The organism is Clostridium sp. LIBA-8553, from assembly GCF_057782465.1.
The window spans coordinates 3477612-3500354 of sequence record NZ_CM173489.1; the positions used below are offsets into that span (position 1 = coordinate 3477612).

The 22743-nt window shown below is 28.5% G+C and carries 26 protein-coding genes; 5 read left to right on the forward strand and 21 right to left on the reverse strand.

The window, feature by feature from the left end; genetic code table 11:
- The 9 genes from AC2JAQ_RS15870 to AC2JAQ_RS15910 form a co-directional block, all read right to left on the reverse strand.
- Entirely contained in the window at positions 1–1959 is a 1959-nt protein-coding gene (locus tag AC2JAQ_RS15870; protein ID WP_488457233.1) for a DHH family phosphoesterase, read from the reverse strand.
- A gap of 32 nt (positions 1960–1991) precedes the next feature.
- Complete coding sequence (locus AC2JAQ_RS15875) at positions 1992–2987, reverse strand: DUF2232 domain-containing protein (protein ID WP_488457234.1); 996 nt, start codon at positions 2985–2987, stop codon at positions 1992–1994.
- Positions 2988–3004: 17 nt separating this feature from the next.
- Positions 3005–3322, reverse strand: a complete 318-nt coding sequence (locus AC2JAQ_RS15880) for a MazG-like family protein (protein ID WP_322504916.1) — start codon at positions 3320–3322, stop codon at positions 3005–3007.
- A 427-nt stretch (positions 3323–3749) separates the two neighbouring features.
- Complete coding sequence (gene rpsR, locus AC2JAQ_RS15885) at positions 3750–3995, reverse strand: 30S ribosomal protein S18 (RefSeq protein WP_423240324.1); 246 nt, start codon at positions 3993–3995, stop codon at positions 3750–3752.
- A gap of 30 nt (positions 3996–4025) precedes the next feature.
- Positions 4026–4478, reverse strand: a complete 453-nt coding sequence (locus AC2JAQ_RS15890; RefSeq protein WP_322504918.1) for a single-stranded DNA-binding protein — start codon at positions 4476–4478, stop codon at positions 4026–4028.
- A gap of 13 nt (positions 4479–4491) precedes the next feature.
- Positions 4492–4779, reverse strand: a complete 288-nt coding sequence (rpsF, locus tag AC2JAQ_RS15895) for a 30S ribosomal protein S6 (RefSeq protein ID WP_003479405.1) — start codon at positions 4777–4779, stop codon at positions 4492–4494.
- A gap of 143 nt (positions 4780–4922) precedes the next feature.
- A complete protein-coding gene (locus tag AC2JAQ_RS15900) occupies positions 4923–5135 on the reverse strand; it encodes a DUF951 domain-containing protein (protein WP_488457235.1) in 213 nt (70 codons plus the stop codon).
- A 20-nt stretch (positions 5136–5155) separates the two neighbouring features.
- On the reverse strand, positions 5156–6031 hold the full coding sequence (locus AC2JAQ_RS15905) for a mechanosensitive ion channel family protein (protein ID WP_488457236.1): 876 nt from the start codon (positions 6029–6031) through the stop codon (positions 5156–5158).
- 123 nt (positions 6032–6154) lie between these two features.
- Positions 6155–6388 carry a putative Se/S carrier protein gene (locus AC2JAQ_RS15910; protein WP_423240327.1) on the reverse strand — a complete coding sequence of 78 codons (234 nt, stop codon included), beginning with the start codon at positions 6386–6388 and terminating at the stop codon, positions 6155–6157.
- A gap of 162 nt (positions 6389–6550) precedes the next feature.
- On the opposite strand from AC2JAQ_RS15910, the gene AC2JAQ_RS15915 reads away from it, so the two are divergent.
- The 4 genes from AC2JAQ_RS15915 to yyaC are packed head-to-tail and all read left to right on the forward strand — an operon-like array spanning position 6551 to position 10086.
- Positions 6551–7198 carry a LysE family translocator gene (locus AC2JAQ_RS15915; protein ID WP_488457237.1) on the forward strand — a complete coding sequence of 216 codons (648 nt, stop codon included), beginning with the start codon at positions 6551–6553 and terminating at the stop codon, positions 7196–7198.
- 10 nt (positions 7199–7208) lie between these two features.
- Entirely contained in the window at positions 7209–8369 is a 1161-nt protein-coding gene (locus AC2JAQ_RS15920; RefSeq protein WP_488457238.1) for a cysteine desulfurase family protein, read from the forward strand.
- Between the two features lie 11 nt (positions 8370–8380).
- Positions 8381–9445, forward strand: coding sequence for a sporulation integral membrane protein YtvI (gene ytvI, locus AC2JAQ_RS15925; RefSeq protein ID WP_488457239.1), 1065 nt, complete (start codon positions 8381–8383; stop codon positions 9443–9445).
- A gap of 50 nt (positions 9446–9495) precedes the next feature.
- The gene (gene yyaC, locus AC2JAQ_RS15930) at positions 9496–10086 is read left to right on the forward strand and encodes a spore protease YyaC (RefSeq protein WP_488457240.1); all 591 of its coding nucleotides are present in this window, start codon (positions 9496–9498) and stop codon (positions 10084–10086) included.
- Positions 10087–10302: 216 nt separating this feature from the next.
- Here the strand turns inward: yyaC and AC2JAQ_RS15935 are convergent, their stop codons facing one another.
- The 12 genes from AC2JAQ_RS15935 to rpmH form a co-directional block, all read right to left on the reverse strand.
- Positions 10303–10800 (reverse strand): DUF4446 family protein, encoded by a 498-nt coding sequence (locus tag AC2JAQ_RS15935; protein WP_488457241.1) that lies wholly within the window; start codon positions 10798–10800, stop codon positions 10303–10305.
- Positions 10801–10849: 49 nt separating this feature from the next.
- On the reverse strand, positions 10850–11713 hold the full coding sequence (locus AC2JAQ_RS15940) for a ParB/RepB/Spo0J family partition protein (protein ID WP_488457242.1): 864 nt from the start codon (positions 11711–11713) through the stop codon (positions 10850–10852).
- The gene (locus AC2JAQ_RS15945; protein WP_423240334.1) at positions 11706–12485 is read right to left on the reverse strand and encodes a ParA family protein; all 780 of its coding nucleotides are present in this window, start codon (positions 12483–12485) and stop codon (positions 11706–11708) included. Before AC2JAQ_RS15945 ends, AC2JAQ_RS15940 begins: the two co-directional genes overlap by 8 nt.
- Positions 12486–12637: 152 nt before the next feature.
- Positions 12638–13420, reverse strand: coding sequence for a nucleoid occlusion protein (gene noc / locus AC2JAQ_RS15950; RefSeq protein WP_488457243.1), 783 nt, complete (start codon positions 13418–13420; stop codon positions 12638–12640).
- A gap of 158 nt (positions 13421–13578) precedes the next feature.
- Positions 13579–14298, reverse strand: coding sequence for a 16S rRNA (guanine(527)-N(7))-methyltransferase RsmG (gene rsmG / locus AC2JAQ_RS15955; RefSeq protein WP_488457244.1), 720 nt, complete (start codon positions 14296–14298; stop codon positions 13579–13581).
- A 173-nt stretch (positions 14299–14471) separates the two neighbouring features.
- On the reverse strand, positions 14472–16364 hold the full coding sequence (gene mnmG, locus AC2JAQ_RS15960) for a tRNA uridine-5-carboxymethylaminomethyl(34) synthesis enzyme MnmG (protein ID WP_488457245.1): 1893 nt from the start codon (positions 16362–16364) through the stop codon (positions 14472–14474).
- A gap of 14 nt (positions 16365–16378) precedes the next feature.
- Entirely contained in the window at positions 16379–17755 is a 1377-nt protein-coding gene (mnmE, locus tag AC2JAQ_RS15965) for a tRNA uridine-5-carboxymethylaminomethyl(34) synthesis GTPase MnmE (protein ID WP_488457246.1), read from the reverse strand.
- Positions 17756–18096: 341 nt separating this feature from the next.
- A complete protein-coding gene (gene jag / locus AC2JAQ_RS15970) occupies positions 18097–18720 on the reverse strand; it encodes an RNA-binding cell elongation regulator Jag/EloR (protein WP_488457247.1) in 624 nt (207 codons plus the stop codon).
- 40 nt (positions 18721–18760) lie between these two features.
- On the reverse strand, positions 18761–19480 hold the full coding sequence (locus AC2JAQ_RS15975; RefSeq protein WP_488457248.1) for a membrane protein insertase YidC: 720 nt from the start codon (positions 19478–19480) through the stop codon (positions 18761–18763).
- Between the two features lie 33 nt (positions 19481–19513).
- Positions 19514–19723, reverse strand: coding sequence for a membrane protein insertion efficiency factor YidD (gene yidD / locus AC2JAQ_RS15980; protein ID WP_322504935.1), 210 nt, complete (start codon positions 19721–19723; stop codon positions 19514–19516).
- Positions 19695–20072, reverse strand: coding sequence for a ribonuclease P protein component (gene rnpA / locus AC2JAQ_RS15985; protein WP_488457249.1), 378 nt, complete (start codon positions 20070–20072; stop codon positions 19695–19697). The genes yidD and rnpA overlap by 29 nt, the downstream gene beginning before the upstream one ends.
- Before the next feature lie 60 nt (positions 20073–20132).
- Positions 20133–20267 carry a 50S ribosomal protein L34 gene (gene rpmH / locus AC2JAQ_RS15990; RefSeq protein ID WP_003451019.1) on the reverse strand — a complete coding sequence of 45 codons (135 nt, stop codon included), beginning with the start codon at positions 20265–20267 and terminating at the stop codon, positions 20133–20135.
- 973 nt (positions 20268–21240) lie between these two features.
- Here rpmH and dnaA point away from each other — a divergent pair.
- Complete coding sequence (gene dnaA / locus AC2JAQ_RS15995) at positions 21241–22614, forward strand: chromosomal replication initiator protein DnaA (RefSeq protein WP_488457250.1); 1374 nt, start codon at positions 21241–21243, stop codon at positions 22612–22614.
- Positions 22615–22743 lie beyond the last annotated feature (129 nt).

Here is a 22743-nt window from a genome sequence, read left to right on the forward strand (position 1 = left end):
TTATTCACCTTCCCTTGAGTTTTTTACAATAGCTTCTTTAATTTTTTCTATAGCCTCTTCAACTGTAGCATTCTTAAGTTTAGCACCAGCCATGGTCATATGACCGCCTCCACCTAACTCTTCAAGCACTACCTGAACATTAATATCACCTAAAGACCTTGCACTTATAGCAACATCTTCTCCTAATTTTATTAAAACAAATGAAGCTTGTATTCCAGTAATATTTAAAAGTTCATCAGCAGCCTGAGCTGCCACAACTGTATCTGTAATATTATCTGGACAAATAGCTATTGCAATTTTATTTTCTACCTTTGCAGACTTTATTATTTCTGCTTTTGCTATATAATTTTCTAAGTTGTTACTAAATATCTTTTTAATTTCTACTGTGTCGGCACCTAATCTTCTTAAGAACGAAGCTGCCTCAAAGGTTCTTACTCCTGTTTTAAAAGAGAAATTCTTAGTGTCTATATAAATTCCAGCTAAAAGCCCTTCCGCTTCAATTCTATTTAACTTAGGTTTGTCTAGCATATACTGAACCATCTCAGTAACAAGCTCTGATGTAGATGAAGCATATACCTCAATATAATTTAATAACGCACCTTTAATATCTTCTGGACTTCTCCTATGATGGTCTATTACAACTACCCTCTCAATAAGTTCTGTGAGCTCTCTGTCCAATACATAGTTTGCACTATTAACATCTAATATTATTAATAAAGTATTGTCATCTATATTCTTTTTAGCTTCCTCAGTAGATATAAATAATTTACTATATTCTTCTTTTTCTTTAACTCTATCTAAGAAAAATTCTATAGCATTAGTATCTTTTTCTAATACTATATTAACATTTTTTCCTAACTTCTTCACTACTGATGCTAAACCAAATGAAGCGCCAAAACAATCCATATCAGGACTTTTATGTCCCATTATATAAACAGTACTACTTTCATAAACAAGTTCTTTCAATACATGAGCTACAACTCTAGCCTTAACTCTTGTTCTCTTCTCAAGTTCTTTGGCATTACCTCCAAAAAACTCAATTTTTTTACCTGATTTAATAACTGCTTGGTCTCCGCCTCTTCCTAAAGCTAATTCTTTAGCTTTTGTAGCATCATCTTGGTTTTTTGCTGGAGTTTCTCCACCTCTACCAACACCAATACTCAATGTGACCTCTATTTCATTTCCTAGGTTAATTTCTCTTATAGTATCTAGTATATCAAATTTTTTAGAAATTTCCTTACCAATAATAGAATCATCCACAGATAAAATATATTTACTACTATCATATTTTTTTATCATAGCATTTAGTGAATTTCCATAATTATTTATAGTTCTTTCTATCTCTGCTATAAGCAATGGTTTTTTGTCATCATCTATTGTCTTTAAAACCTCACTAAAGTTATCAACCTCTAAAAGCATTATACTTTCTTTAGTAGCCTTCTTTAGATAAGTAACATCATTAAAGAAAACTAAGAAAAATTTATCTCCTGATTCATCTAATTTTAAACTCTCACTATATACTTCATAAATATTACTCTTTATTTTTATATTTTGAGAATTTTCCTTTCCTGTTCTAATCACCTTATCTAAAGCTATTCCTTTTATAACAGATACTAAATTTGTCTCTAATAAATCATCATTATTTATAAGTTTACTGAACTTGTGATTATACCATATTATTTCTCCAGTAGAGTTTAATATGGTTAAAGGAAAAATCAAATTAAAAATATTATCCTTAACCTTCCCATCTATATCTCTATATAATTTATCTATCTTTTCTTCTTCATCTTTTTCTTCTCTTAAAAAGTTAGAGATTTTATAAATTAAATAAATTATGTATATAAAAGATATTACCAAAGCTACAATTTTCAAATTTAATTTCCAAAGCACTAAGCATGATAAAACTATAAATGCAAAGTAAGCCAAAAATTTATTATAATCTTCTAATATTGATTTCATTTTAACAGCTCCTTACTAAATATAATCATTAGTTATTGCAATCTCTTTTTTAGTTTCTCCTTCATATAACTTCCTAAACTATTTGGATCTACACCTCTTATGTCAATTAAAACATCAACTATTCCTAATAAAGCGAATAATGTTGGCATTGAAGTAACTAATAATATACTAATAAAAACTATTAAAACATTACTAAATTTTAATTTATATTTTAATAAATTTGAAATTACAGCTAATCCTTGAACAAGAAGCATCATAAATAATAAATTAAGAGTAACTAGGTAAATTCCCTTATTACTTATTATACCTTTACTTACTAAGTATATAATTATCATATTTATTAAAACAACAACTGCAATAAGCAGTGGATTAAAGAACCACTTTGAAAATGGTGGTAGGCTATTTAACTTAAATCCTAAACTATTAATAATCGCCTTACCAACAACGTAACTTAAAAATGCTCTTAATATTATAAGTGTTATTACAGCTATAGGAAGCATAGTAATTATAAAATTAGCATCTACAGATTTCATAAGTTCTATCATTTGTGCATTAGCTGCTGTAGTCCCTACCATCTGTTCACTCATCTTAGCAGCTTCATTAAATACTTTCACCATTTCATCAATATATTGATGAAAAGTAATTCCTGTAAAAATCGAAAACATTAATCCTATTTCTACTATTACACCAACTGTATTAGCTAAAATTAAATAAACAAAGGACTTTACTCCAGAAAATTTCTTCTTAACACAGGTTCCTAAAACTAATCCTATAATTCCATTTGTTATTACTGCTTGAACTCCATATACTGGTCCCATAAATATTCCAATTAAAATTCCAACAATAATAACAGAACAAAGAAAAGTTTTAAGATTATATTTTAAATATAGTAAAGCTATAGGAATTGGAACTGCAAAGGCTATTATTTGACCTATGCCTGGTAAACTAGTAAGCATCATTAATATAAATGTTATTGCTGACATAATCCCAGCTTCCACTATAGATTTACTCTTAAACTTTTGTTCCATATGTTCCTCCAAATAGACTATCTTCTTTCTTTTAAGTGATTAAATAATTTAGTTAAATTACCTCCTTGCTTCTCTAAATTATCTTCTTCAACTATACCAATTTTTAAACTTTTTTTCATAGTCTCATCTACTTCTATTGCAGAATGACCTAATTTATCTGCCAAAATGTATAGTAAAATCATTAAAGATGCTATGCAATTCACTATAGCATCTTTTGCTACATTGCTTCCCTTTGTTAAAAGAGTAAATAACTCTCCTAATATACAGATAATTTGAGCCTTTATCTCTTCAATAACCTTTATATCTCCCATGATATTAAAATTATCTTTCTTCATAATCCCCTCCCAATTATACCCTTTATTATATACCTTTATTTTATTTATTTTTATAGTCTTATGCAATAAAATGAGACTTGATTCAAGGAAAGCTTTTACTTGCTTTGAATCTTAGCCGAATTTACCTAGGCGCATAACAATTCTTAGTGACATCTTTAGGTTGAAACTTTAGAATTAATAGCTATAAGTCAAAATAAGACTTAATTCAGAGGTTACTTTAGCTAACTCTTATCTTTAGCAGAATTTATATTAAAGTGTACACTTACATAAGGAAACTTGTACACTTTAATATACTCACCGCATTAAATTGAAAAAAATTTAATTTATATAATAAAAAAAGTTTAATAATCTACTTCAATCAACCTCAATAACATAATTTTAATATATAATAAAAAAACCCCTGAAAATATCAGGGGTTTTGTAACCATTACTCAGTTGTGAATGGTAATAATGCGATATTTCTTGATCTCTTGATAGCATCTGTTAATTGTCTTTGATGCTTAGCACAAGTTCCAGAAATTCTTCTTGGTAATATTTTACCTCTTTCTGTGATGTATTTCTTTAATTTAGATACATCTTTGTAATCTATTGATTCAGCTTTATCAACGCAGAATATGCAAACTTTTTTTCTTGCTCTTCTGAATTTTCCGCCTCTTTTTACGTTGTTACTCATCACGATTTCCCTCCTTACCTAAAATCTGAATTAGAATGGAATATCTCCATCATCAATTGGTGTCATGTCATCATTACTATTGAATGATGAATCACTAAATGAATTGTCTGGCATACCGAAAGAACCACCGAAATCATTTCCTTGATTAAAGCCTGAGTTTCCTCTTGCTCCACCATTTCCTGAATCGATGAAATCAAAACCTTCAACAACTACATCAGTAGTATATCTTCTAGTTCCGTCTTGAGCTTCATAACTGCCAGTTCTGATATTTCCTGAGATAGCTAATTGTCTACCTTTAGTTATATACTGAGCTATGGTTTCACCAGTTTTTCCAAAAGCGATGCAACTAATAAAATCAGCTTCATCTTTTTTGAATTGTCTATTTACAGCTAGTGTAAATCTCGCAACTGCTGTACCGCTTCCTGCAGCAAATCTAAGCTCTGGATCTTTAGTAAGTCTACCAATTAAAACTACTTTATTCATTTACGATCACCTCTTATTGCTCTTCTTTAACGATGATGTGTCTGATTATTCCGTCAGTGATTCCAAATACTCTGTCTAACTCTTTTGGTAATTCTGGGTTAGCAGTGAAGTTGATTAAAGTATAGTAACCTTCGTTAACTTTAGCGATTTCGTAAGCTAATTTTCTCTTACCCCAGAAATCAACGTTGTCAACTGTACCATTTCCGTTTTCTATAACACCCTTGAATTTTTCGATTAAAGCTTTAACTGCTTCCTCGTCTAATGATGGGTGAGCTACGAATATAGTTTCATATTTTCTCATCATTTACACCTCCTCCCTCTGGACTATGGCTATGCTCTAGCATAGCAGGGATTACAATTAAATATTCTAACATTAAAAGAGGGTTATTGCAACCCTCTTTATTAATGTAAACATAACTTTTTAAAAATTATTTTTTAAAATTTTTATTCAGTAATTTCTTCCTCTGGAGCATTAGATTTTACAATCTTTTTAACCCCTTTTTGGAATTTTGATCTAGGTAGCATTACGATTCTTGCACACCCTAAACACTTTATCTTAACATCCGCACCAATTCTTATAACTTCCCATTCATCACTGCCACATGGATGAACTTTTCTCATCTTAACTATATCACCTAGATAAAATTTATTAATCATAATAAATTACCCCCTATAAATTAATCCTTTATTATCTCAGTCTTTGGATATGGTATTTCTATACCTTGTCTATCCAATTCCATTTTAATACGCTTTCTTAATTCTATTTCAGCTCCCCATTGTTCCATTGCTTTAGTTTTACCATATACTCTAATATTTACACTAGAATCATTTAAAGCTGTAACCCCATAAACTTTTAGAGGCTCTGTTATGTTCGTATTTTCTTTATTGTATTTATCACAAACCTCATTTATTACTTGTATAGCATTATCTATGTCTTCCTCATAAGCTATCCCAACATCTACTTGTACTCTCATACTCCCCTTACAATCATTCGTTACTATTCTAATCATACCATTAGGAATAATATGAAGAGAACCATCAAAATCTCTAAGTTCTGTTGTTCTAAGTCCTATAGTCTCAACAACCCCACTTACACCTTCAATAGTTACATAGTCTCCAACATTATATTGATCATCAAAAAGTATAAAAATTCCATTTATTACATCTTTAACAAAACTTTGTGCTCCTAAACCTACTGCAACACCCCCAACAGATGCAAAAGCCCAAGATATATTTCCAAATATACTTGATAACATTGTTGTTATGCCTATAAAATATACAGAATATCTTACTATACTCTTTAATAAAGTTCCTATAGTATTGGCTTTTCTAGCATCTATAGAAAATTTAAAATTTGTATCGATTTGCTTTTTAACAGCTTTATTTATTATCCTATCTCCTACCTTAATAGTAACTGCCATTAATATAAATATAACCACTATGGTTATAAATTTCTTCAATAAAAAATCAATTGTTGATAAAGGTATTTTGATTGCTCCAAGATTAATATAATCAAAATCAAAATTAATTCCTAATATGCTATTTAATAACATTAAAATCCTCCTTTATAACCTAATTATATATACTTTTTATTTGGATCTATTTTAAGCTATTAATAATTTTCAGCTATATCTAAAGCACTAACTAAAAATCAATATTCACTAAAAACAGAACCCTTATTTATATATTTCAAAACCTTTGCTTGTTATGGAATATATATTTTTAAATTTAATCTCTAAACTCTCTATCTTTTCTAATTGATCTTTATTAAAAGCTGAACTTATTCCACAGCTTTTTGTTATGTATGTTGGTGTAGGCATTATTATAAATGATATCCCATTTTCTTTAAGTATTCTTTCACCTTCCATAGCCTCATGTGTATTATTAAAAACCATTATAAAATCTTTCATACAAAAAAACTTCCTTCCTTAAAATATTTAACGCTATTAGTATATATTATAAGTATATATTATAAAAGTTAACACTTTCAAAATAATGATGAAAGGTTTCTTATTTTGAACTATAATATAATTATGTGAATTTATAAAAACAACTATAAAAGGAGTTTGAGTATGTCTTTTTTCTATTTAAAGGCTATTTTGTCTGGAGTTATAACTGGCCTTTTAGTATCAATACCACTTGGCCCAGCTGCTATAGAAGCTGCAACCCAATCTTTAGATAAAGGATTTAAAAAGGGCTTTGAAGTTTCTTTAGGTGCAATAGCGGCTGATTATTTGTATATACTATTAATAAACTTCGGAGTAGCTCAATTATTAAATTTAAATAGGTATGTAGAATGTGCTTTTTGGATTATTTCAGGATTAGTTCTTATAATAGTAAATTTAGTCTTTAAAGCTTCTCAAAAAAGTTTAGATGAGAAATGTGTTAAAACTATAGAAAGTCATAAAACTGGTAGTGGTTTTATAAATGGTTTCTTAATAACTTTTGTAAATCCTATGACTTTATCAGTTTGGATGGCTGTAAGTGCAGGAATAATGAGTATATGGAAAATTTCAGGTAGACACTTCTTCTCAGTAGCTATAAGTGCAATGTTCGTTACCACTTTAGGATGGTTTATATTATTAAATTTTATGGCTGCCAAAGGTGGAGGTTTAGTAAAGAAAGAGCTTACAGGTAAAGCTCATACTGGAGTAAAATATTTTATGGTTTTACTTGGATTAGGTTTTACCATATACGGAATATTTAAAATTTTCATGTGAGGTTTTTATTATGAATAGAATATATTTTGACAATGCAGCCACTACTTTTCCTAAACCAGACTCTGTAATAAAGGCAATGACTGATTATATGAGTTTTGAAGGAGGAAGCGCAAATAGAGGTTCATCGTCTACAGCATTACAAAGTAGTAGAGCTGTTTATGAATGCAGATATGAATTAGCCAAATTTTTCAATTTTCCCAAAAGCGAAAATGTTATTTTTACAAATAATATTACAACATCATTAAATATGTTACTTTTAGGAATAATTAAACCTAACTGGCATATAATTACTACATCTATAGAACATAATTCTGTACTAAGACCACTAGTAAAAATTAGTGAAGAAGTTCCTAATGTGGAATTAGACATTGTTCAATGTAATGAAGAAGGGCTTGTATCAGTTGAAAAAATTAAAGAAAAAATAAAGGATAATACAAAACTTATAATTTTATCTCATGCTTCTAATTTAGTAGGAACAATACAACCAATTGAAGAAATAGGTGAAATTTGCAAGGAAAATAATATATTCTTTATTCTAGATTCGGCTCAAACTGCAGGAGCAGTTCCAATTGATATGATCAAACTAAACTTAAATGCTTTAACTTTTACAGGACATAAATCTCTTTTAGGTCCTCAAGGAATTGGCGGTTTTATTATAGATGATAAGTTAAATTCTATTTGTAAAAATATTTTTTCTGGAGGAACAGGAAGTAATTCCTCTTTAGTGGAACATCCTCAAGAATTACCTGACAAATTTGAATACGGAACTTTAAATACTCCTGGAATAATAGGTCTTTTATCAGGTATTAGATTCATAGAAAAAGAAGGCATTGAAAACATAAAGTTAAAAGAAGAAATGTTATGTCAAAAAGCTATGGATTTATTATCTGAAATTCCTGAAGTTAAACTTTATGGTCCTATAGATGCAAAAAAGAAAACTTCAACAATATCTTTTAATATAGAAGGTATGGATCCTGAATTCATAGGATTCTTATTAGATAGTGAGTTTAATATAACATGTAGGACAGGAATTCATTGTACTCCTCTTGCTCATAAAACAGTTGGCTCATATCCAACTGGAAGTATAAGGATAAGCTTAGGGTACTTTAATACATTAGAAGAAGTCTATAGATTTGTTGAGGTTATAAAAGAATTAATTTCAAGGAGGTAGACTTCTGACATATGAAAAATTTAATAATCAAAGGTGAAAAAATAAGTGTGTTTTTTATTTTATACACACTTATATTTTTTACATTTTTTAATACATTAAAATATATATTACCCTTTCTACTAGCATTTATTTTTTCATTACTATTAAAAACTCCAACTCAATTTTTAATAAAAAAGTTTAAACTTAATGTTGGAATATCTTCTTTTATAAGTACATTTATTTTTTTCTTTATAATAATAGTACTATTAACCTTATTTATTACATCTTTAGCATATGAATCATCATCACTAACGAGCTACATTCAAGAAATAATATCTACTAACTCAAAAGAGTTTCATAGTTACTTTATTTCTATTCAAAATTGGCTTGAAAATAATTTTATTGATAATACTATTCTAAATTTAATAAAAAATACTTTAATATCTTCTATTAAAGAATTAACAGTATTTATTTTATCTTTTGGCACAGAATTGATTCAAAAAATTTTTCTATTGATAAGCTATTTACCATATACTTTTATGCTCCTTATTTTTACTGTATTATCAACATATTTTTTATCTAAGGAATTGAATACCTCTAACTTCAGCGAAATATTATCTAATTACTTAAACTCTAATTATAGCAAGAGAATATTAACTATTTTACATGAAATAAAAAAAATGTTTTTAACCTATTGTTTTTCATACTTATTTTTGATTTTTATTTCCTTTATATTAACCTTTTTAGGATTTTCCTTTTTAAATATTAAGTATGCACTATTACTTAGTGTGCTTGCAGCTTTATTGGATTTAATTCCTATACTAGGCATGCCCTTAATTTATTTTCCACTTATTTTTATTTCATATAGTTCAGGCAATATTTTTTCAGCTATTTTTTTACTAATACTATATTTATCTATTTTCTTATTACGTCAATTTTTAGAACCTAAACTTATGTCATCTACATTAGGAATACATCCTTTATTAACTCTAATATGTATTTTTGTAGGACTAGAACTTAACGGATTTTTAGGAATTATATTTTTTATATTCTTTATAATATTTTTTAATATATTTAAAAAAGTTAATGTATTGTAAGTATAGACTATTTTATTTTGGTGATAATTTCAAATAAGGAGGTTGTTATCATGTGTACAAGTTTTTATATAAATTCTTTAGATCCTAAAGCTCCATTTAAAATAAGAGATTATCTTTGTAATGAACTTAGTCCAATAATAAAAGAAAATAGACCTATTATTTTTATTTGTATTGGATCTGATCGTTCAACAGGAGATGCTCTTGGTCCTTTAATTGGCGAAAAAATTAAATTCTTATCAAAAAATAATATTTTTATTTATGGAACATTAGAAGAAACTGTTCATGCTAAAAATTTAAAAGAAACCTTAAAATTAATAAAATCAAAACATAAAAATCCGTTTATTATAGCTATTGATGCATGCCTAGGGTCAGTTGATAATGTTGGGCATGTGCTTATTGAAAAAAGATCCCTTAAGCCAGGAATGGCATTAAACAAAAATCTACCATTAGTAGGAGATTTAAGTATTCTTGGCATAGTTAATATATCTGGTTCCTTAGAGTTTATGGTATTACAAAATACTCGATTATACACTGTTATGCTTTTAGCTAATGCTATATCTAGTGGAATTCATCATTGCATATTAAAATCAGTAGGATTCAAAAAGAATACAATAGATTCTACTCTAGAAAATATATTTTAAATAGAATTATTCTAAGTTTTTATTCTACTGAAATTAATATATATTTAGGATATTTTACACACTCACTTAGTAAAATATAATTTTTCTAAAGACAAAATGTTTCACGTGAAACATTTTGTTTAACCCATAAAAAATAGGCTATATTAAAACCAACTAATAAATTTAAAAGCTGTTTTAATATAACCTATTCTTATTTAATGAGTATATCTTTATGATTTATTTATTCATTGCAGCATTTAGAACATGTAATTCTTCTTCTGATAAATCATATCTAGATATTCCTTTATCTATCGGTTTAGCATATGTTGTGCTATAATCTCTTCCATATATTCCTGTTAAAATAACTCCATTATTTTCTCCATCTAGTAAAGCGACTGAGAAACTTAAATCACTTCCAACATCTTCGAAAGCTTTATATCTTATAACAGATACTTTTTGAGTACATTTTTCAAGTTGAGTTTTTAGAATTTTATTTGTTTCTACTGTTTCTGCTGAGTTTTTTTCAACTTCTTCAACCTTGTCTAAATAAGAGTTAATAAGCTCTTCTAAGTTCTTATTATTAACTCCTCTCATGATTTTTCTAAATTTCTTTTCTACTTTACTTAAGCTTCTGAAAGCTACTATCAATAGTATAAATTGGATTAAAACTAATACTATTAATCCTATTGTTATATAAGTTGAATACTGTGTTAGTATATTTAATACATTCTCCATGTAATTTATCATCCCTTCATGTTCCTAAAATGTTTCACGTGAAACATTTTTAAATATTTATAATGTCTAGTATTCTCTGTAAGTCTTCTTCTGAATAGTATTCTATTTCTATCTTACCTTTATTCTTATTAGCGTTTAAATTAACTTTAGTTCCAAAATGATCCTGAAGTCTATCTCTAACATCTTTATAATATGGATTAAGTGGTTTTCTTCTTTCTGATGTTTTTTCTTCAACTACATCATTTAAAATTCTTTTAACTAACTTTTCTGTTTCTCTAACCGAAAGAGAATTATCAATTATTTTTTGAGCTATTTCATATTGTGCATCATTTTCTAAAGGTAGGATAGCTCTTCCGTGTCCTTCTGAAATAACACCTTCTATCACATATTCTTTAACTCTATCATCTAACTTTAATAGTCTCATTGTATTAGTTATTGTAGTTCTTGATTTTCCTATAGTTTTAGAAAGTTCTTCTTGGGTTAAGGCAAACTCTTTTAATAATCTTTCATATGCTAATCCTTCTTCTATAGGATTTAAATCTTCTCTTTGAATATTTTCTATTAAAGATATTTGTAGAAGTTTTTCATCTGAAATATCCATTATTAGAGCAGGTACTTCTGTTAACTCTGCTATTTTAGCAGCTCTATATCTTCTTTCACCTGCAATTATTGAATATCCTTTAGATTCTTTCTTTAAGATTAAAGGCTGGATTATACCGTGTTCTTTTATAGATTCAGCTAATTCTTTTAATTTATTATTATCAAAGAATTTTCTAGGCTGTTTCTTATTAGCCTTTATTTCTTTAAGTTCAATATTTATTATTCCATTTTTCTTTTCTTTTTCTTCCTTAATATTATCATCTTCTGGTATTAAGGCTCCTAATCCTTTTCCTAACCCAAATTTTTTAGCCATCTATATTCACTCCCTGTCTTTTTAGGAATTCCTCAGTTAATTTTTCATAAGACTTAGCTCCCCTACATTTTTCATCATATAAACATATTGGTAACCCAAAACTTGGAGCTTCAGCTAACCTAACATTTCTAGGAATAGTTGTTTCATATAATCTATCTTTGAAGTATTCTTTTACTTCTTTATAAACCTCTGTACTTAAGTTAGTTCTTGAATCATACATAGTCATCACTACACCCTCAATATCAAGATCTTTGTTTAGAGATTTCTTAACTAAATTTATTGTATTTATTAATTGCCCTACCCCTTCTAAAGCATAGTATTCCGCTTGTATTGGTATTAAAACACTTTGAGACGCAACTAGAGCATTAATAGTTAGAACACCTAAAGATGGAGGACAATCAATAAATATGTAATCAAATTTATCTTTAATTTTATTTATTTGATTTATAACTATATGTTCTCTATCTTTTCTATCTATTATTTCTACTTCAGCACCTGCTAATTCCATTGTTGCTGGAACAACATAAAGATTTTCAACTAATTCACTTTTCATCATTATTGATTCTATATCTTCACCTGCAGTTAGTAAATCATATATAGACTTGTCCAATTTTCTTTTATCTATACCTAATCCACTTGTTGTATTCCCTTGAGGGTCTATATCTATAGCTAAAACTTTAAATCCTTGCATTGCTAGGTAAGAACATATATTTATATTTGTTGTTGTTTTTCCAACTCCACCTTTTTGATTAAAAACACAAATAGTTTTCATTAAACTTATCCAAGAATATCTTATTCTTGAACATCCACCTCCCTTCTAACACATCTATTTTATTATATATTTTTACATTACATAATAAAAGATACTATTGGTTATTTCTAATTAAAAAATAAAAAAATAGGAATGTTTCACGTGAAACATTCCTATTTTTTATCCTTTGGTATATTAATTGTTATTTGAACATATTCTCCACAGTCTTTTGATTTATATTCTGCTGGAATTTTAAACTTATCAAAAACTTGTTTTATAGAATTAACATATATTTTTGTTGGAAAAACACCTAGTATTTTTTTCTTTCCTTTTGAATTTAATTCTTCTCCTGCCAATTTTAAAAGTTCCTTATTAATAAGTTCTTCTGTACCTTTAACATTTAATCCTTTTTTTACAACAGCTTTTATAACTTTTAATTGAATTTTTTCTTCCGGTAAAGTTAACAAAGCTCTTGCATGTCTTTCAGTTAAATTATTTTGCAAGCAAATTTCTCTTACTTTATTACTTAATTTTAATAATCTTAATTTATTGGCTATAGTAGATTGTTTTTTACCCATTCTATTAGCTAATTGCTCTTGAGTAAAATTATGATCTTGTATTAAGTTATAGTAAGCTTCCGCTTCCTCTATAAAATTTAAATCCTCTCTTTGAAGATTTTCAAGTAAAGCAATTTCAGCAGATTCTTTTTCTGTTATATCTACAACAGTACATGGAACTGTACTTAAACTTGCTAATTTAGCAGCTCTTAATCTTCTTTCTCCAGCAACTAATTCATATATATCACCAATTTTTCTAACTGTTAAAGGTTGAATAATACCATGATTAACTATTGAATTAGATAATTCTACTAATGCCTCTTCATCAAAATATTTTCTTGGTTGATAGATATTAGGCACTATATCCTCAACTCTTATATGTATTATCTCTCTCCCCATCTCTAACTCCTATCCCCATTTATGTATATTTAAATAATAAAAGTTTAAATTAAACTATTTTCATAAAAATCTAAGTTTAATTTATTAAGAAGCTCCTCAACTAATTAATTAAATTTTAAAGTTGATAGAGCTCTTCACTTTTTCCTTTGGCTATTATTTTATTTTAATGGTTTTTTAGTTACGTTACCTGCTTTTCTAGGGAAAGTTTTTGGTGTACTTTTTATTTTCTTTACTATTACTAAGTTGTGATTTAAATCTGTTCCTTCAATTTCAACCTCAGTTATTCCTTCAAGCTTACCACCTAAAGTTCCAATAGCATTTTTTGAATCATTTAACTCTTCTGTTATATTTGGTCCTTTTAAAGCTATAAAGTTTCCATTTACCTTTACATATGGAATACAAAACTCACTTAGTACGCACATATTAGCAACAGCTCTTGATGTAGCAATATCAAAATTTTCTCTTAATTCTTTTTTTCTTGCACCATCTTCAGCTCTAGAATGTATAGTCTCAACATTTTTTAAGCCTAATTTATTTATAACTTCATTTAAGAAGTTTATTCTCTTATTTAATGAGTCTAATAGGGTAACATTTACATCATCCCTCATAATAGCTATAGGTAACCCTGGAAATCCGGCACCTGTTCCAACATCTATTACTGTTTTAGCTTTTTTAAATTCATCTGCCTTAAAAGCTTTTATACAATCTATAAAATGTTTCTTTACTATTTCTTCATCCTCTGTTATAGCTGTAAGATTTATTTTTTCATTCCATTCTTTTAATAAATCTTTGTAAAGCATAAATTTTTGATACTTGTCTTCATTAAATTCCATCCCAACACTATCACAAGCTTTTTTCATTAAATCAAAATATTGCATTCCTAATCCTCCAAAACCTTAAGAGTATAAATAATTTATCTTATAATTTTATTTTCTACTAAAAAACTAAAGTTATCCACATGTGGATAACTTTTTAAAAGTGGTATTACAGCACCTTTCAAAGTTTTTTCAAGACTTATCCACAGGTGCTGTTGAAAACTTCTGAATAACTTTTAATTTTCAGTATTTCTTCCAGTTTTTCTATAATGCTCTAAGAATATTAACAGAACTGATATATCAGCTGGGGATACCCCTGATATTCTTGAAGCTTGACCTATATTTAAAGGTCTTATTTTATTTAGCTTCTGAATAGCTTCTATTCTTAAACTATTAACATCATTATAATCTAAGTCCTCTGGAAGAACCTTCTTCTCAAATTTCTTAAATTGAGCTACTTGTTCTAATTGAGTTTGTATATATCCTTCATATCTAGCCATTACGTTTATCTGATTTCCAATATCCTTTGGTAAATCAGGTCTTTCAGGATCTAAACAAGCTAATGAAAAATAATCTAACTCTGGTCTTTTTATAAGCTCATACATTCTTATTGGTTTTTTAAGTTCTGTTGAACCTAATTCAACTATTTTCTCATTATTTTCTGCTTTATTAGTTATTTGAAGCTCTTTAAGTCTTTCAAGCTCCGCTTCTAATCTTTGCTTTCTTTCTTGGAACTTATTCCATCTTTCTTCACTAACTAATCCTACTTTATATCCTATTTCAGTTAATCTGAAATCAGCATTGTCTTGTCTTAATATTAATCTATATTCAGCTCTTGATGTCATCATTCTATAAGGCTCATTAGTTCCCTTAGTGATTAAATCGTCAATTAAAACTCCAACATATCCGTCTGATCTTGTAAGTATCATAGGGTCTTTTCCTTGAACTTTTAATGCTGCATTTATACCTGCAACGATACCTTGTGAACCAGCCTCCTCATATCCTGAACTACCATTAATTTGTCCAGCACTAAAGAATCCATCTATGTTTTTAAATTCTAATGAAGCCTTTAATTGTGTTGGATCAATGCAATCATACTCAATTGCATACGCAGTTCTCATAATTTCGGCATTTTCAAGACCTGGAACTGTCTTTATCATTTGAACTTGAACATCCTCTGGAAGAGATGATGACATCCCTCCAACATACATTTCTTGAGTATCGTCACCTTCTGGTTCTATGAAGATTTGATGTCTTTCTTTATCTTGGAATCTCATTACCTTATCTTCTATAGATGGACAATATCTTGGTCCAACACCCTTTATACTTCCATTATACATAGGAGATCTATGTATATTATCTTGAATTACCTTATGTGTTTCAGCATTAGTATATGTTAACCAACATGAAACCTGATCTCTATCTATATTCTCACTTATAAATGAGAAAGGAACTATTTCCTCATCTCCTGGTTGTTCTATCATCTTAGAGAAATCAACACTTCTCTTGTTTATTCTAGCTGGAGTACCAGTTTTAAATCTTCTAAGTTCTATTCCTAAATCTATTAGGGATTGTGAAAGTTCATTAGCATTGCTAAGCCCATTTGGTCCTTGGCTATAGCTTACATCCCCAATTATTATTCTACTTTTTAAATATGTTCCACTTGTCATTATAACAGCTTTACACTCAAAAAATGCACCATTTTTAGTTAAAACACCTTTAACTTTTCCATCTTCAACTTCTACGCTAACTACTTCTAATTGTCTTAAGTGAAGATTTTCTTGATTTTCTAAAACCTTTTTCATTCTTTCTTGGTATTTCTTTTTATCAGCTTGTGCTCTTAGAGAGTGTACTGCAGGTCCCTTTGATGTATTTAGCATTTTAGATTGGATAAATGTATGGTCTATATTTACCCCCATTTCTCCACCTAAAGCATCAATTTCTCTAACTAGATGCCCCTTAGCAGTACCACCTATGTTAGGGTTACATGGCATCATAGCAACAGAATCTAATGTTAATGTACAAACTAAAGTTTTACATCCCATTCTAGCTGCTGCTAATCCAGCTTCGCAACCTGCATGACCAGCGCCTATAACAACTATATCATAACTTCCTGCATTATATCTCATATTTCATCATTCTCCTATTTTCCACAACAAAATTCTGCAAATATTTTGTTTACTAAGTCTTCTTCTAGTTCTGCTCCAGTTATTTCGCCTAAAGCTCTTAAAGCAGATGTTACATAAATTGATACTAAATCTAAAAACTCATTGTTATTAAGACCATTTAATGCTCCCTCTAAGTTCTCAGAAGTTCTATATAATGCTTCCTTATGTCTTGTATTAGTTACCATTAAACTTTCAGCATCAATTGATCCATTAAAGAATAAATCTTTTATCTTACTCTTTAAATCATCTATTCCGAAACCAGTTTTTGCAGATAATTCTATCTTATTTTCTAAGTTATCCACAATCTCTGAGGATAACTTTCTATCTAAGTCAACTTTATTTAAAAGTACTATGTATTTTCTGTCTTTAATGTAGTCGATGATTTCTTTATCTTCATCATCTAATTCTCTACTTGTATCTAGCATTAAGATAACTAAATCAGCCTCATTGATTTTTTCCTTAGACTTTTCCACACCTATTTTTTCTACAACATCCTCAGTCTCTCTGATTCCAGCTGTATCAACTAATCTAACTGGTATTCCATCTAAGTTTATGTATTCTTCTATTACGTCTCTTGTTGTTCCTGCTATGTCAGTTACAATTGCTCTTTTTTCGTTTAATAGAGCATTTAGAAGTGATGATTTACCTACGTTAGGTTTTCCTACTATAACCATACTTAAACCATCCCTAATAAGCTTACCTTCATCGGCAGTGTTTATTAAGTTATTTACTTTGCTTTTAAGAGTTATAACATCTTCTTTTACCTTAACAGGTATAGTTTCATCTGGTTCTTCATCATCTTCTGTAAAGTCAACAGCATATTCAATTAGAGCTAATATGTCTAAAGCTTCTTTTCTAAGATTGTTTATTTCCGTAGAAAGCCTTCCTTGGCTCTGAGTCATAGCTGATTTCATTGAAAGCTCTGTCTTAGCAGTTATTATATCCATAACGGCTTCTGCTTGGCTTAAGTCTATTCTTCCATTTAAGAAAGCTCTCTTTGTAAACTCACCTGGTTCAGCAAGTCTAGCCCCAGCTTTTATTACGTTTTGTAAAACTTTATTGGTAGCCACAACACCGCCATGACAGTTTATTTCCACTGTATCTTCAGCTGTGAAGCTTCTAGGCCCTTTCATAAAGCTAACTATAACTTCATCTATAATTTCGTTATTTTCATCTATCATGTGACCATATCTCATAGTATATGGTTTTATATCTAATAAGTCTTTTCCGTTTTTTCCTCTGAATATTTTATTTACAATCTCAAGAGCTTTATTTCCTGATACTCTAATTATAGCTATTCCACCTTCTCCTAATGCTGTAGCTATAGCAGCAATAGTATCGAATTCTTTCATAAGCTCCTCCTTTATAATTACATTCTGAAATTTGAACTAATATTGATTTTACCCAACAAAATAGAATAAGTCAAAATTTTAAATCATATTATTAATGGCAAAAAATTATGTTTTTACTAAATCACTTAATAGATTACTTACTTAAAAATACTATCCAATAAATTAAATGATATACTTAATAAAAAAATAAGATGAAAATAGTATATTTTCACCTTATTTTTTAAATTTGTCAACATTCTAAACCATTGATATGACTATGTTTTTAATATTACCCACAAGTTATCCACAAGTTATCCATAGGTCATTGTGGATAAAAAAAAGAAAGCCTTAAGCTTTCTTTTTTATTTCTTTAACTCTACTACAACTCTTCTGTAAGGTTCTTCACCTTCGCTAAAAGTTTTAACAAAATCATTGTTCTGTAACTCTGAATGAATAACTCTTCTTTCATAAGGATTCATAGGTTCAAGCTTTAAAACTCTTCCTGATTTTCTAACCTTATAAGCAATTTTATTTGCTAATCTTTTAAGAGTTTCTTCTCTTTTTTGTCTATAATTTTCAGTGTCTAAAATCACTCTTTTGTATTTATCTTCTTTAGCTTTATTAACAACTAAACTAGTTAAATATTGAAGTGAATCTAAGGTCTCTCCCCTATATCCTATAATGGTTCCCATCTTAGGACCTGTAAGATTTATATTAACTACGTCATTACTTTCTTCAATACTAATTTCAGCCTTTACATTCATTTTTTCAAGAACTTCACTTAAAAACTTCTTAGTTTCTAAGATTCTATCTCTTTTCATTGTAACTGAAATCTTAGCAGGCTTAGTACCGATTAGATTAAAGAATCCTTTGCTTCCTTCATCTATAACAGTAACCTCTACTTTATCTTCTGTAGTGTCTAACTGTCTTAATGCACTCTTTAAAGCCTCTTCAACAGTCTTACCAGTAATCTCAATTGTCTTCATACCCTGTTTCACCACCTTAGAAAAATAAAATAAAATCTAATTACTTGCCATCTTTAGCTTCAGCTTTTAATTTTTCTCTTTTTTTCTTAGGTATAACAACTATAAAATATGTTTGAGCTATTTGAATTAAGTTACCTATTACCCAATATAATACAAGCATTGAAGGGAAATTGATTGACATTACACCCATCATACCAGCCATTACTATGTTCATAGTAGTCATATTCATTCCACCTGCTGGAGCTGCTCCACCTGGAGTTTGAGTTGACTTTGTCATTAATAATGATGATAAGTAAGTTGTAACTGCTGATAATATTGGTAATATGAATGTTCTATCTGGTGCCCATAAATCCTTAAGCCATAAGAATGATATACCTTTTAATTCTCCTAATCCATAGAATACATAGTATAATGCAAATAATATTGGCATTTGTATTAATAAAGGTAAGCAACCACTCATTGGATTTACGTTATTATCTTTATAAAGCTTCATCATTTCTTGTTGAGCTTTTTCTGGATTATTCTTATATTTCTTTTGTAATTTAGCTATTTCTGGTTGTATTTCTTGCATCTTTTGTTGTGATTTAGTTTGCTTTATATTTAATGGTAATACTATTAATCTTACTAATAAAGTTAATAAGAAAATTGTCATTACATATCCCGCACCTTCACTGAAGATTCCTAATGAAGCAACAAAACCGTGAATAGCTTGAAATATAATTGTGAATAAATCAGTTATCGGTTTTAAAATTTTCTGCAATATGTTACCCTCCTATATTTAAACCGTCTATATTTATTTGACAGGATCATACCCACCTTTGCAAAGTGGATTACACCTTAATATTCTTCCTATACTCATAAATCCCCCTCTAATAGCACCATACTTTTGTATTGCTTCTAGTGCATATTGAGAACATGTTGGATAAAATCTACAACAAGGTCTCTTTAAAGGTGAAATATATTTTCTATAGAATTTAATCATTACTATGAACAATTTTTTCATTATCACGTAGACCCGCCTTCTTTATTAAATTATTCATGGCTTTTCCTACTTGCTTAAAATCTTTACCGTTTATAGCAACTCTAGCAATAAATACAAAGTCATAGCCTTCTTTAAGCTCACTAGAATTAAGTCTGTAATTTTCAAGTATAAGTCTTTTAACTCTACTTCTAACCACACTTTTTCCAACCTTCTTGCTAACTGAAACTCCTACCTTATTGAAACGTTCTCCATCTTTCGTAACATTTTTTCTGTTAGGAAAAACATAAAGAACTAGTAGATCGTTAGCATAAGATTTTCCTCTCCTATAAACTGTTCTAAACTCATTGTTCTTTCTTAAACTTAGTAACATTTAAATTTGCTCTCCTTTTTTCTGCTTTTTGGTGCAGAAAAAGGCCACAAAATGCGGCCCTTATGCTGTTAATCTTTTTCTACCTTTTTGTCTTCTTCTCTTTAAAACATTTCTTCCAGATTTAGTTTTCATTCTCTTTCTGAAACCATGCTCTTTGCTTCTTTGTCTCTTTTTAGGTTGATATGTCATGAACATTTAAATACACCCCCTTCAACCAATATTTTATTCTAGTAAAAAGCTAAAAGCTTTTTTACTTATTCGCTAATTTAGGTTTTACTGTTTAATTATATCTTTCAAGTTGCGCTCTGTCAAGAAAATAACTCACTTAAAGATTTGTTATGTCTACCTTATTTTCCTTGTAAAATATATAAATAAAAATTAATTAATCTCTTAATTTTAACTTACTATAAAAAAGCTTCTTTAATATACTAGAAAATAGTTTACTAAAATATTCTATTATTTTATCCTTAATACAGTAATTTAATTACTTATCTCTCCTTTTTTTATATAAAGAAATTTATCTCCTATGATTTACTTCTATATATTATAGATAAATAAACTTATTTCTTTAATTTAATCCCAACTTTATAACTATAGTTATAAAGTTATCCACAAAATAAATAACAATTGTTATTAACTTTTAGAATTCTATAATTCTCTTCCTCTTTTTATTATATAAATTCATAATATCTTACTTTTCAATTCTGTTAAAATTTTAAATTTCAACAGAGCTTGTATATATATTTACCTATTTCTAAATTCTTATAAGTTTTTCACAAAATAAGTTATCAACAGCTGTTATTTTTGTGGATAACTTATTGAATACCCCTGTTGCTTTATGTTATCATATTAATGCATTGTGAATAACTTTATTTCCTTTCACAACTTATCCACACTTGTGAATAACCCTGTTGATAACTTGTATATTCTTTATATTCTATTATATACATATTCTTTGTAATCCCGTTATTTCAACGGTTTATTATGTTCTAAATTTTCAACAATACTTGTTTATACTTCTTGTTGATATATTTTTTTGAATAAAAATTATCCACAATATCAACAGGCTGTTAATAAATTTATTCACACCATGTAGAGCAATAATCTAATATGTTAATTATATGTGCATAACTAAAATTTAAAATCATTTATGATTGGAGGATAGAAGATGGATACCCAACTAAATAATCTATGGGAACAAGCGTTGAACATAATAAAAGGAGAAATCTCTGAAATCAGCTTTAATACTTGGATTAAGAGCTGTACTCCTATATCAATGTCAGACAACACATTAAAACTTTCTGTTCCTAATGAATTCACTAAAGGGATTCTAGATACAAGATATAAGGACTTATTAATTCAAGCTTTAAAGATAGTTACATCTAGAAGATTTAAAATAGAGTTCTACCTTGAATCTGATTTAGAAGAAGAGAAAGAGAATGAAGAAAGACAAAAAGAAGAAAAGAAAGAGAATACAAATGAGGTCGATGGCTCTATAGTTGTAAGCGATGAAATGTCTGCTACACTAAATCCTAAATATACATTTCAATCTTTTGTCATCGGTAATAGTAACCGTTTCGCTCATGCAGCGTCTTTAGCCGTTGCTGAGTCACCAGCTAAAGCCTATAATCCTTTATTTATATATGGAGGAGTTGGACTTGGAAAGACTCACTTAATGCACGCTATAGGACACTATATTCTTCAAGAAAATCCTAAGGCAAAAGTAGTTTACGTGTCATCTGAAAAATTCACTAATGAACTTATTAATGCTATTAAAGATGATAAAAACGAAGAATTTAGAAATAAATATAGAAAAGTCGACGTTTTATTAATAGATGATATTCAATTCATAGCTGGAAAGGAACGTACTCAAGAAGAGTTCTTCCATACTTTTAATGCATTACATGAAGAGAATAAACAAATAATCCTATCATCAGATAGGCCCCCAAAAGAAATTCCTACATTAGAAGATAGATTAAGATCTAGATTTGAATGGGGTTTAATCGCAGATATTCAAGCACCTGATTTCGAAACTAGAATGGCAATACTAAAGAAAAAAGCTGATGTTGAAGGGCTAAATGTACCAAATGAAGTTATGGTATATATAGCTACTAAAATAAAGTCAAATATAAGAGAATTAGAAGGCGCACTTATAAGAATAATAGCTTATTCATCTTTAACTAATAGAGATGTAAGCGTTGATTTAGCTTCTGAAGCACTTAAAGATATAATATCTAATAAAGAAAGTGCTCCAGTTACAGTAAAAACTATTCAAGAATCTGTAGCAAATTATTATAATTTAAGAATAGATGATTTAAAATCACAAAGAAGAACTAGAAATATAGCTTATCCTCGTCAGATTGCTATGTATTTAAGCAGAAAACTTACAGATATGTCTTTACCTAAAATAGGTGAAGAATTCGGTGGAAGAGATCATACTACAGTAATTCATGCTTATGAAAAAATTTCTGAGAATTTAAAGACTGATGAAGGTCTACAAAGTATGATAAACGACATTACCAAAAAGCTTACTCAAAAGTAATTAACAAAGTACATAATAACTGTATAATATCTGTGGATAACCTGTGAATTATTATGTTTATTGTTTTTTTACCTGTTATTTTATTGTGGATAATTGTTCACAGTAATCTACAGGTTATCCACAAGCAAA

Bases quoted from the DNA above. Each gene is read 5' to 3' on its own strand.
- AC2JAQ_RS15870 (WP_488457233.1), bottom strand. From the start codon at position 1,959: ATGAAATCAATATTAGAAGATTATAATAAATTTTTGGCTTACTTTGCA.
- AC2JAQ_RS15935 (WP_488457241.1), bottom strand. From the start codon at position 10,800: ATGGAGAATGTATTAAATATACTAACACAGTATTCAACTTATATAACA.
- rpsF (WP_003479405.1), bottom strand. From the start codon at position 4,779: ATGAGAAAATATGAAACTATATTCGTAGCTCACCCATCATTAGACGAG.
- rpmH (WP_003451019.1), bottom strand. From the start codon at position 20,267: ATGTTCATGACATATCAACCTAAAAAGAGACAAAGAAGCAAAGAGCAT.
- AC2JAQ_RS15905 (WP_488457236.1), bottom strand. From the start codon at position 6,031: ATGTTATTAAATAGCATATTAGGAATTAATTTTGATTTTGATTATATT.
- AC2JAQ_RS15940 (WP_488457242.1), bottom strand. From the start codon at position 11,713: ATGGCTAAAAAATTTGGGTTAGGAAAAGGATTAGGAGCCTTAATACCA.
- yyaC (WP_488457240.1), top strand. From the start codon at position 9,496: ATGTGTACAAGTTTTTATATAAATTCTTTAGATCCTAAAGCTCCATTT.
- AC2JAQ_RS15890 (WP_322504918.1), bottom strand. From the start codon at position 4,478: ATGAATAAAGTAGTTTTAATTGGTAGACTTACTAAAGATCCAGAGCTT.
- mnmG (WP_488457245.1), bottom strand. From the start codon at position 16,364: ATGAGATATAATGCAGGAAGTTATGATATAGTTGTTATAGGCGCTGGT.
- rnpA (WP_488457249.1), bottom strand. From the start codon at position 20,072: ATGTTACTAAGTTTAAGAAAGAACAATGAGTTTAGAACAGTTTATAGG.
- rpsR (WP_423240324.1), bottom strand. From the start codon at position 3,995: ATGAGTAACAACGTAAAAAGAGGCGGAAAATTCAGAAGAGCAAGAAAA.
- rsmG (WP_488457244.1), bottom strand. From the start codon at position 14,298: ATGCAATATTTTGATTTAATGAAAAAAGCTTGTGATAGTGTTGGGATG.
- AC2JAQ_RS15910 (WP_423240327.1), bottom strand. From the start codon at position 6,388: ATGAAAGATTTTATAATGGTTTTTAATAATACACATGAGGCTATGGAA.
- AC2JAQ_RS15915 (WP_488457237.1), top strand. From the start codon at position 6,551: ATGTCTTTTTTCTATTTAAAGGCTATTTTGTCTGGAGTTATAACTGGC.
- AC2JAQ_RS15900 (WP_488457235.1), bottom strand. From the start codon at position 5,135: ATGATTAATAAATTTTATCTAGGTGATATAGTTAAGATGAGAAAAGTT.
- AC2JAQ_RS15875 (WP_488457234.1), bottom strand. From the start codon at position 2,987: ATGGAACAAAAGTTTAAGAGTAAATCTATAGTGGAAGCTGGGATTATG.
- dnaA (WP_488457250.1), top strand. From the start codon at position 21,241: ATGGATACCCAACTAAATAATCTATGGGAACAAGCGTTGAACATAATA.
- noc (WP_488457243.1), bottom strand. From the start codon at position 13,420: ATGGGGAGAGAGATAATACATATAAGAGTTGAGGATATAGTGCCTAAT.
- mnmE (WP_488457246.1), bottom strand. From the start codon at position 17,755: ATGAAAGAATTCGATACTATTGCTGCTATAGCTACAGCATTAGGAGAA.
- AC2JAQ_RS15880 (WP_322504916.1), bottom strand. From the start codon at position 3,322: ATGAAGAAAGATAATTTTAATATCATGGGAGATATAAAGGTTATTGAA.
- AC2JAQ_RS15920 (WP_488457238.1), top strand. From the start codon at position 7,209: ATGAATAGAATATATTTTGACAATGCAGCCACTACTTTTCCTAAACCA.
- jag (WP_488457247.1), bottom strand. From the start codon at position 18,720: ATGAAGACAATTGAGATTACTGGTAAGACTGTTGAAGAGGCTTTAAAG.
- AC2JAQ_RS15945 (WP_423240334.1), bottom strand. From the start codon at position 12,485: ATGAAAACTATTTGTGTTTTTAATCAAAAAGGTGGAGTTGGAAAAACA.
- yidD (WP_322504935.1), bottom strand. From the start codon at position 19,723: ATGAAAAAATTGTTCATAGTAATGATTAAATTCTATAGAAAATATATT.
- ytvI (WP_488457239.1), top strand. From the start codon at position 8,381: ATGAAAAATTTAATAATCAAAGGTGAAAAAATAAGTGTGTTTTTTATT.